The 7968-nt window shown below is 45.9% G+C and carries 8 protein-coding genes; all 8 read right to left on the bottom strand.

Translation table 11 applies throughout. The features are described 5' to 3' along the window. Nucleotides 1–322 precede the first annotated feature (322 nt). The 8 genes from NW212_RS13515 to NW212_RS13480 all read right to left on the bottom strand — a co-directional run bounded on the left by NW212_RS13515 (nt 323) and on the right by NW212_RS13480 (nt 7911). A complete protein-coding gene (locus NW212_RS13515; protein ID WP_258339162.1) occupies nt 323–1873 on the bottom strand; it encodes a mobilization protein in 1551 nt (516 codons plus the stop codon). A gap of 400 nt (nt 1874–2273) precedes the next feature. Next, a complete protein-coding gene (locus tag NW212_RS13510) occupies nt 2274–2918 on the bottom strand; it encodes a hypothetical protein (protein WP_258339161.1) in 645 nt (214 codons plus the stop codon). 34 nt (nt 2919–2952) lie between these two features. Next, nucleotides 2953–3300: a hypothetical protein gene (locus NW212_RS13505; protein WP_258339160.1), complete on the bottom strand. Its 348-nt coding sequence runs from the start codon at nt 3298–3300 to the stop codon at nt 2953–2955. Between the two features lie 224 nt (nt 3301–3524). Then, entirely contained in the window at nt 3525–4718 is a 1194-nt protein-coding gene (locus NW212_RS13500; RefSeq protein WP_375337997.1) for a primase-helicase family protein, read from the bottom strand. Between the two features lie 16 nt (nt 4719–4734). Further along, the gene (locus tag NW212_RS13495) at nt 4735–5040 is read right to left on the bottom strand and encodes an AlpA family transcriptional regulator (RefSeq protein WP_204432716.1); all 306 of its coding nucleotides are present in this window, start codon (nt 5038–5040) and stop codon (nt 4735–4737) included. Nucleotides 5041–5181: 141 nt separating this feature from the next. After that, complete coding sequence (locus NW212_RS13490) at nt 5182–6060, bottom strand: DUF6043 family protein (protein ID WP_258339158.1); 879 nt, start codon at nt 6058–6060, stop codon at nt 5182–5184. A gap of 66 nt (nt 6061–6126) precedes the next feature. Then, a complete protein-coding gene (locus tag NW212_RS13485; protein ID WP_258339157.1) occupies nt 6127–6597 on the bottom strand; it encodes a hypothetical protein in 471 nt (156 codons plus the stop codon). A gap of 21 nt (nt 6598–6618) precedes the next feature. Next, nucleotides 6619–7911 carry an ATP-binding protein gene (locus tag NW212_RS13480; protein ID WP_007747646.1) on the bottom strand — a complete coding sequence of 431 codons (1293 nt, stop codon included), beginning with the start codon at nt 7909–7911 and terminating at the stop codon, nt 6619–6621. Nucleotides 7912–7968 lie beyond the last annotated feature (57 nt).

The raw sequence follows: 7968 nt of genomic DNA, 5'->3' as shown, positions 1-7968 counted from the left end.
TAATGTATAATACCATTAGGAAAAATATCTTGTACATAAGGACAATAATACATACCCTCGGGTAATTGGGGGTTAGATTGTTTATGAGCACAATCTATACACATTTGAAAACTGTTTTCTTTCATATAAATATGATTTAGATGATTAATAGCAAGAGCATCATACTATTGCTTTAGATACTAAGATAATACAATATTTGATAATGGTATATTTCTTCTCGTTTTTTTTGAAATATTCAAATCGATTTTGTCACTAAGGCGAGTGACAATGAAAACAACTCATAGCACTGTTGTAGAAACAAACGCGCTTTTAGGAAAATAAATTATAGGCCAAGGTTTCTCTCTTCTCGTTCAATTTTCCAATCATACCGTCCCTCTGCTACATCGCCAACCTCTTTGAGTGTATGGCGATGTTTTATTTCGTCAAAAGGCTGTCGGCTCTCCGCATAGTCACAAAGCCATGCGCCGACAGCAGAATGCTGTTCGGGCGTTTCCCCATATTCCTGCATCACGCTCTTGATGTCAGCGGCTTCGGAGGGGGAAAAGACGGACTTGTGCTGCTCCGTACCGAAATGGATAATCGCATCTATGGCTCGCCTGAATACTTCGTTGGCCTTGTAGAGCATATCCGCAAACAGGCTGAGGATATGCCTGCTTGCTTTCAGCGCACTTTGCAGCAGGCGGATGGTCTTGTCCTTCTCCGCTGTGGCTCGGCTTACCGCCATGCTGATGCGATGCTGCTCCCCGGTCTTCTGCTCCCGGAGCTGCCGCAGTGCCGTGTCCCTCTCGGATTCAAAGCTGTCAGCGATTGCCATAGCACTGTCACGCTCCAGTTCGACCGCCCGCTTTGCCTCGGTCAGTGCTTTAGTCCGCTTCGCCACCTCTTTCCTGACGGCATCGGGGAACGATTCTTTGATATGCTCGTTCTCGGCTTTCAATCTCTCGTTCTCCTGCTCGATGGCTGCGTACTTGCCCTTGCCGAAAAAGTTGGCGATGCCGGACTTTATGCTGTCCGTATTCTCCCTGTCAACCTCTCGCGCACGTTCCTCCTTTTCGGCGATTTCGCTGTCAAGTTCCTCACTGCGCCGCTGCTTCTCTTCGTTCCCGATTTGTAGTTTTTCATGTTCGGATTTGGCATTGTTCGTCTCACGGATCGCAGCATCCCTGTCGGCTTCGGCTGCTTCCTTTTCCGCCTTTACCTGTTCGGCTTCCTGCTTCTGCTTGGCAAGAATGAAGTCAGCGCGTTCAAGATGCTCCTTTCCCGTCTGCTCCTTTGAGGTGCCCCTTTCCATTTCCAGACACTCAGCCAAAACGGTCTGCATCTCGCTCATGGCTTTCTCGTCCAGCTTGCAGGACTTTCCCGTATCGTGGGTCATCCAGTCCCATACGATATGGGCGTGAAGATTTGGCTTCCATGTGGCGGTATCTCCGGGAGTGCCGTAATGTCCCTCGTCACGGTGGGTGAAGATTTGTAAAGCTGTGATTCCCCAACGCTGCTTACACACCTCACAGAACTTCCGCAACTGCTCCATCGTGGTATCGTCCTTGATGACGACCACGCCCTCCTTGAGCGGAGTGCTGCCACGGACGATGGTCACCTTTCCTGTCTTTTTGTTCACCCGTTCCCGGTCTTTGGTCTGCATCGCCCGACCTGTCTTTTCCTTGACCATTGCGGCTATCAAATTGTAACGCTCGGTGAGCGTGGTTTCGCCGAAATCAGGTGATACCCATGTCTCGTTTCCTGCCATGAGGTCGGTACGGATGTAGAACTTCTCCTTGCGGATATTGGCGAGATATTCCGCTGTCCGCCTGTTGTGCGCCTCGCTGCTGCCGATGTTGCACGGCTTGATGTTGATGGATGTCTTCTGTGCCATAAGCTTTCTGTATTTTGGGTTTCACTTCGGGTTATTAGGGCAGAGCCTTAATCGGTGGGTGCAGGGAGAGGGTCACTTCCTGCTCCGGGTTCTTAGGGGTGGAAGCCACTAAGCGGAGTTTCCAAAGAGGGGGTCACTCTTTGGTCGGGTTGCACAGGGCTGAAAGTCCTTGCCGGGTTCTTAGGGCAGCGTCCTAAGTCCCTCGGGAGAGCCCACAACTTCGGAGCGCAGCGGAGAAGTTATAGTGGGCTATATCTGGGCAAGCCCAGTCAGTCAGGCCACGCCAACGGAGTACCGCTGAGATCCTGCGCTGTGCGCCCGTCAGTTCCTCTCGGCTATGTCGGGTCGTCCACACCGTCCAATCGTGCCGTCCTGCGTCTCTTTCGGGCTTTCTACGGGGTTATTGCCATGCTGCCCGTTGTTGTTCTCCGGCATTTGAACTGTCGGCTTTGTCCTCCGCATCCGTCCTGCTCTCCGAACTGTCAGAAACCACAGGCGAACAAAGGGAAGAAGAAAGGGCGGCTGCTCCGTCTGCCGTGCTGTCCACGTCCTGCCTTGGGCATTGGCAATCGTCCGGCATGGCACACGGCTTATCCTCCAATGGCATATCATGAGAGTATGGTGTCCGTACTCCGCCTGTCTGTCCTTTGGGAACTGCCGCAGGCTTGACATAATGGGGATTGGTCAACAGAACACCATCCACATACCATCCTGTCAGGAAATGCAGGGTGTGTATGGAAGTGCGGTTGTTGGTTCGGGTGGTCAGCATACCGAGCTTGTTGAAGCTGTCAATGAGCTTTCCGATGGTCTTTCGGTTGCAGCCCATATACTCCGCCAGTTCTACATCGGAAGCTGTCGCCTGTCCCACCTCCAAGGCAATCTCAACGCCCTTGATACGGAGGACGGTCTTTGTTCGCACGGCTGCGGCCATCAACCTATGTAGGCACTTCTGCCTGTCAATGGCGGCTCTGACGTTCAAAAGGAAATCCCACTGCCTAGCGGAAAGGATGGTGCAGTAATGTATGGTCTGTTCGTTCTTGCACATAGTCTATGATATTTATAGGTGTTACACTGGTCAGCTACCTGCCCATGCCATACCCGTGTTCCGGCATGTGGTATTCCTTATCCGCCGCTATGTGGCTCAGCACATCTTGCAAACGGCCGAGCTGGTCATGGTCAAGCACACGGATTGCGTTAATGGTTATCACCTGTGTGGCAATCCTACGGTGGGCGATGTTGTTCTCGCTCATCGTGCCGTCGCCGTCCGCATGGACGGAACGGAGGTAGGCGTTCACTGCTTCCGTCTGTTCCTTAGATGGGTACGGTGCCGCCCATCGGTCTTGGATGTAGTCAACCATTCGGCTGACCGCATTTGCCAAGAGAGGATTGTGCCGCGCGATAATTGGTATTAAATCTTCTTTCTTCATGTGACTGTTATTTTAAGAGTCTTGTGATTGTTTATTTCTCGTTGATTTTGTTGACTTTGTTGAGAGAGTACCGACAAAAGGGAAAATAAAAATCGCATTCAACGGTTTAGGATTCTATTTTTCTTTTTGGCCAGCATTTTCTGTTGAAAACTGTTGAGACTATTGTTGAATCATATAAGCCTTGCTCATACGTTTCTCCCTATATTTCATCAAATTCAACAAACTCAACGGTAGTCTTTCAGAATTTCTCGGGTGACGGTGTAAAATCGACCCACTTTCTTGGGTGATGCAGAATACTTCTGTCCCGGCAACACGGACATTTGGTAAGTGGAATAAGATAGCGCATTGGGAGCAGGCTCCAGTTTCCAACACTGTTGCAGGACATTCCTCACCTGGTGGCGTTCCACCTTTACCATTGAATAGTTGAATAACGCCAATAGGTCGTTGATGCAGAAATCCACCACATCTACCTGCATGCAGTCCATGATGTCGAGCAGCAGTTCAGCCATGTCAAGTTCTATGCGGCTCCGGTTGCAGCGGATGATTTTCTCCAATGCATCCGTGCGTATGAGTGACGGCGAAAACCACATTCGACTTTCTTCTTTGGTTGTCAAGTCACGATGCAACAGATAGTGCAGAAATGCTGGGATTTCGTTTTTCAATTTCTGTAGAAACGAAGTATCATCCTTTTCCAATCTGCTAACCTTTCTCACCCAATAACGTGTTTCCTCCGGCTCAATGTAAACGGGGAAATTCTCGTTATTGGAACACAGCACGAACTTAGCGAAGAACTGCACTTCATAACGGTCTTTCCCTTTGGATTCCATTTTATAGGAATGGGCTGTGCTAAGATTCTTCAACCGTTCGCTATCCTCACGGCGGTTGAGCAGCACTTCATCCACAACTATCATCAGTTTGCCTGCCCAATCGGCATTGAACTGACTACGAAAGTCCTCATTCGTATTGAAAGTAACATTATCCTGAAACAATGCTTTCAAGAAGTTCAGGAATGTACTCTTGCCTGTATTCCGTTCTTCCGAAACCAACAGAAGTATCGGCAGCTTCTGCGTGGGCTTTAGGTATAGCAGTTGAAGATAGTCCATTCCCAACTCATATTGCTCACCAAAAATATGTTCCACCAACGAGCGGATATGCTTGAAATCGCCCTCCACAGGAATATGGGTTATTGGCTCGTAAAGGTTATAGAAACCTGCAACCTCTTTTTGATAGTTAATATGACTCGGTACTGTACAAAAGCCATTATACTTTGTGATGGGAGGAATATTGTTCTTTCCATAGTCCTGCCGGATAGTGCCAAAGCTCCATTGAATCCGGCGGGTGATAGTTGTACCATCGACCAAAGGCTGCTGCACTACCTTATATATTGTAGTACCTACTCGAATATATAATTCTTCCATATTGCTCCTCTTGGGATTATACATTCAATTCACTACATCCAGGACCCTGAACTTTCGATTTCACAAGTGAAGTAATCTCCCTTTTTGAGTAAAGGTTGCGTCCACCTAACTTGTGAACGATGATTGTACCCTCTTTCTGCATACGCCACAAAGTGGTGTAGGTGATGTGGAGCCGTTCGCATACTTGGTCGCGCGTATAGTATTCGTCACTCTCTTCTGAAGTCAAATCGGGCTGGGATTTCTTTCCTACCAACTCTTCCACTAATTCGGAAACAACCTGCTTGAGGTCATCCTTCTGTAACATGATAAAATTTCCTTGCATAATATATTGTTTAGATGATTATGCCGCGAAATTATTATAGAACACAAAGAAAGCACCTCGGTAAAAATCGTGTTGATTTCTGCCGAGGTGCTTTTAACAGGATAGCGTTTCTTTTTAACTAATCAAGCGTTTATGATAGAATCAATATACATTGGGGGAAAGCAAGGTACGCAGTCTTATGCCCATCAACTTCGCTTGTTCCCTTCCTGTTTGAATAGTTTTTTCTGATAAGTTCAAATTATAGCTATAGTCGCCATGTTCATTGATAATGGCACTATAAAGAGCTTCTGCCCAATCAAAACCAAATTTGAATCCAAGGGATGGGAACCTCTCCAAAATGGCAGTATGAAAAGTTCGGTAATTGTAAGAGTCATTAAGCAAACCGCCATTAGTCAACGCAGCAAAAATATAGGCAAGAACGGAGTCTGTAGCATTCGTTTCCATCCATTCGGTGAGTATTGTTTCTATCCCATTGGTAAGAAGTTCCGCATAAGGTTGTATAAGCATTTCTTCAAGCAGGACACAGACTTGCTTGCGTCCACGGCGACCTTTAGATGCCTGTAAGGTGGAACTGACCACCTCTTTTGCCGCACCATTTTTACCCATAGCTTTCCATGCCCCTTTGGTATAAGCCGCTTTGTCAAAACTGGTAAGCATTAAAGAGCGTATAAATTGCCCACCAAAACCTTTCTGCCAGACAGACGAGTTTTCTCCCATCATTGTTTTGGAGAGTAAATCTCCCATCTTCACAAAACCATCGTCAAATATCATCCAGTAGAACGTACTACACATGAAAGGATTGTTATGCAGGAGTTTTTGTTTCGTAACCTCTTGATTAAATGTAGAAGCAAACAAGGCTGTCAGTTTCTCATGAACTTGCTGGTAATTGCTTCCAAATTGAGCTTTATTGTAGCTTTCAGTCCCAGGACAAAGACTTTCAAGTAATTCTGTAATGCCCTTAATCCCATTGAGAGACAGCATTTCTGCCAAGTAAGACATGCCTTTAAGAATGAAAGTCATATCACCTTCGTATGCTTTGGCAAAAAGATTTGTAAATTCTTGATAGTCTCCGGGGTGTTCATAGTGCTAGCGACGCAGACTGAGCAAATTCAAATCCTTGTTAACTGCTTCTTGAGTTTCACGTTTCTTATCCTCCCAATAGGCATGAATGCCTTCTTTAATGTATTTTGCATCCTCTGATTGCTCAAATTTGGTCATGGCATATTCTATTTCCTTAAGTCCATTGTCCAGTTCCAAATAGCAATACAAGCAGCAAGCAGACACATTCCCATCTTTTATGGCATTGGAGAATTTGTCAATCAACTCATCGGTAGCAACCCCTTCTTCTGTGGTCATTATCTCCAGAATTATGCTTTGTAACTTGTTTGTCTCATCATCTATCTGTTTACTGTGGTTATCGCACAACAGGTTCTTTAAGATTGATTGAATCTTACTCTTAAAGTCTGTATAGATTTCTCGATTCGCTTCAAGCCATTCCTGCATTTCCGATTGACTGGGATAGTTATCATGGTGAAGTTCCTTCATATCATCATCCATATAAACAGTTTTGCTAAATGGTTAATCTTTGAGACATGCCAAAGGAATCACTTTAACTCCATCGGGACGGGAGTATGCCATTGTCCCACCCGTCATCACAATAAGCAAGTCTGGCTCCCGAATAGGCACCTGCTTCTCCGTTTTGTTGTGCTCCTGTATCAGCCTTTTGAGTTCGAGTAAGTGTTTAGCTCCTTCATCAATTTCGCTACTACCAAGTTTGCACTCAATGAGAGCATAACGTCCATCTTCCAAATGCAGCACTATGTCCGCTTCCAAGTCGTATCGGTCATGGTAGTAAGATACATGACTGTTCAAATCAATGGTGTATGCCTTTAGGTCACGAATACACATCTGCTCAAAGATAAATCCAAACGTCCTAAGCTGCATACTTAATGATTCGGGAGATAGTCCCAAAAGGGCAATCGGTATAGAAGGGTCACAGAAGCATCGTTTTACACTGCTTCTGATAGCGGTCTTGCTTCTTATGGCAGGACACCATGCACTTATGTTCTGGATAACAAATAGTTTTTCTAAAGCCGAAACATAATCATCAAATGTATCTACGTGGCAACTTACTTCGCCAGACGAGGTTACATCATCCAAAAGAGATTTTTTCTTGACCAATGTCGAAACATTCCTGGCATAGGCCCGAAGTATCATGCTGGTCAGTTTGGCATCTCTTTTTTTCCCATCAATACCGGAAACATCGTCAGAACAAATGGTTTGAACATAGTTCTTTGCCACGAGTAATTGAGCTTTTGGAGTACGAGCCAACAAAGAAGCCGGCCATCCACCTCGGGATGCGGCAAAGATTAAGTCTTCAACGGTCATCTTAGACATTTTACCGTCAATATCATAATCAGGATTGTTGAAAAGTTCTTTCAATGAAACTTCGCCCGTAGATTCTTGCGACTCCCACAAGCTCATAGGCAACATACGCAACCGGGCAATACGACCAGCTCCGGAATGATGTATTTGAGATTTGTCAACAGCATTGGAACCAGTGAGTATAAATTGTCCGGGAATTTGTCGGTCATCAACAGTTGTTCGTACCGCATCCCACAACATTGGAGCATCTTGCCACTCATCAATAAGACGAGGCGTATCTCCTTTTAACAGAATGGACGGCTTAGTTTTAGCTGTGGCTAAATACTCCTCACGCATACTTGGGTCTTGCATTCTCAAGATGCTATTGGCAAGTTGAGATGCCGTAGTGGTTTTACCGCACCATTTGGGACCTTCTATCAATACTGCCCCAAATGCATCCAGTAAATCTTGCAGCAGGGCATCGGCTGTTCTTTTATAATAATTCATATAATATATTTTTCAATGGCAAAGATACACATTTTCTGCGAATTGTATTGCCAATTC

The sequence above is a fragment of the Bacteroides sp. ET225 genome (assembly GCF_024733745.1).
GTDB classification, from domain to species: Bacteria; Bacteroidota; Bacteroidia; order Bacteroidales; family Bacteroidaceae; genus Phocaeicola; species Phocaeicola excrementipullorum.
The sequence above is the reverse complement of the archived record's forward strand: the minus strand, read 5'-3'. Positions and strand labels throughout refer to the sequence as shown.

Coding starts and splice junctions, on each gene's coding strand:
- NW212_RS13515 (WP_258339162.1), bottom strand. CDS start 1,873: ATGGCACAGAAGACATCCATCAACATCAAGCCGTGCAACATCGGCAGC.
- NW212_RS13510 (WP_258339161.1), bottom strand. CDS start 2,918: ATGTGCAAGAACGAACAGACCATACATTACTGCACCATCCTTTCCGCT.
- NW212_RS13505 (WP_258339160.1), bottom strand. CDS start 3,300: ATGAAGAAAGAAGATTTAATACCAATTATCGCGCGGCACAATCCTCTC.
- NW212_RS13500 (WP_375337997.1), bottom strand. CDS start 4,718: ATGGAAGAATTATATATTCGAGTAGGTACTACAATATATAAGGTAGTG.
- NW212_RS13495 (WP_204432716.1), bottom strand. CDS start 5,040: ATGCAAGGAAATTTTATCATGTTACAGAAGGATGACCTCAAGCAGGTT.
- NW212_RS13490 (WP_258339158.1), bottom strand. CDS start 6,060: ATGACTTTCATTCTTAAAGGCATGTCTTACTTGGCAGAAATGCTGTCT.
- NW212_RS13485 (WP_258339157.1), bottom strand. CDS start 6,597: ATGGATGATGATATGAAGGAACTTCACCATGATAACTATCCCAGTCAA.
- NW212_RS13480 (WP_007747646.1), bottom strand. CDS start 7,911: ATGAATTATTATAAAAGAACAGCCGATGCCCTGCTGCAAGATTTACTG.